The organism is Pseudomonas sp. R15(2017) (assembly GCF_002112685.1).
Lineage (GTDB): Bacteria > Pseudomonadota > Gammaproteobacteria > Pseudomonadales > Pseudomonadaceae > Aquipseudomonas > Aquipseudomonas glycinae.
This window is the reverse complement of the sequence record NZ_NEII01000030.1, coordinates 1-1,208: the sequence shown is the minus strand read 5'-3', so window position 1 is coordinate 1,208 and position 1,208 is coordinate 1. Positions and strand designations below refer to the sequence as shown.

The window sequence follows — 1,208 nt, the reverse complement described above, 5'->3', positions numbered from 1 at the left end:
TTAGTCGTCCCCTTTTGATGTCAAACACTTTTCTCTGGTCGTCCTCGGTCTCTGAATTGAATGCGTCTCCCGGTGATGTTCTCAATTTCGTCGACGAATTTCAGGTTTCCAGTCAGTTGGCCCCGCCGACGTGCTCCTCTTATGAGTTGCAATTCATTGGTGGGTGTCGCCATCTCAACAAACGATTTATAGCGTTCACGCCGTTTGGCATCCGTAGGCCTTGGCTCCATAAAGCAGGGATCTTTGTCCAGCCATGTGGATTCAGAAAAATCGCACAGGCGCGGAGCAAAACTTGACCAACGATAATCTTCTGCTCGCGCCACCACACGGGCTCGCACTAGGTTTAGTTCGATGTAGCGACCGCAAGCCAATAGATAGGTGTCGGATTGAACGACGCTGGATTGGTAGCGACGTTCCCACAGCGTCCCGGTCCTCCCCTCAACCTTGTTGCGATACCGCGTCATCCGCCCGGCGAGGGCCTTCATGAGCAGTCCAAGGCTGGATGTTGATTCCCCTGGGGGGGCGAGCAGCAAGTGGACGTGGTTGGTCATCAAGCGGTAGGCAATAACTTTTATGCCCAATGCTTCCTCGAGCTCGAACAGGTCAATGTATTCACCTGGGGGGCACTAAATGAATATGAGTTGTTTGCTTCTTATGATTTTTTAGAATTTCTGTGGTTCTGAATCAGTATTAAAAACTGTCATTTCTGTCAGGTGCGATGGCGGCTGTTTGTGCAGATACTTTGTCAGGTGAAGGAAGAGAACATAAGTCTGTTTCCATTGTTTGTTTCAAGGAGGTTGCTCATGGCGACTGTAAAGATTTCGGGTTTGTCGGAAAAAATAACCGATGCTGACATTGAGAAGGAATTACGGGAGAACTACGCAGTGCGCTCTGTCATTAGTATTGAAAGAAGTAATGATGGAGCTAGTGCGAAAGTTGAATGTGTGGTTTCGCAGCCGAAGCTAGCTCGAGAGCAAATTATGCATGAATCATCTCTTTTTGAAAGCGATATTCACTGGGCGGTACCACCACCACGCTGAAAAAAAGAAATCAAAAGGGGACAATCAAAAGGGGGCAAATTTATTTATTTGTCCCCTTTTGATGTCAAGCACTTTTCTCTGGTCGTCCTCGGTCTCTGAATTGAATGCGTCTCCCGGTGATGTTCTCAATTTCGTCGACGAATCTCAGGTTTCCAGTCAGTTGGCCCC

At 48.2% G+C, this 1,208-nt stretch carries 1 protein-coding gene and 1 pseudogene; one reads left to right on the top strand and one right to left on the bottom strand.

The genetic code is table 11. The features are described 5' to 3' along the window. Positions 1 to 20 precede the first annotated feature (20 nt). Positions 21 to 605 (bottom strand): annotated as a pseudogene (locus CAF77_RS28685) (transposase); the annotation flags it as partial. A 198-nt stretch (positions 606 to 803) separates the two neighbouring features. Between CAF77_RS28685 and CAF77_RS29250 the strand changes: the two are divergent. Beyond that, positions 804 to 1,040, top strand: coding sequence for a hypothetical protein (locus CAF77_RS29250; protein ID WP_139831622.1), 237 nt, complete (start codon positions 804 to 806; stop codon positions 1,038 to 1,040). The last annotated feature ends 168 nt before the right edge of the window (positions 1,041 to 1,208 follow it).

What these genes read in the sequence shown, in the direction of transcription:
- CAF77_RS29250 (WP_139831622.1), top strand. Translation starts at nt 804, where the DNA reads ATGGCGACTGTAAAGATTTCGGGTTTGTCGGAAAAAATAACCGATGCT.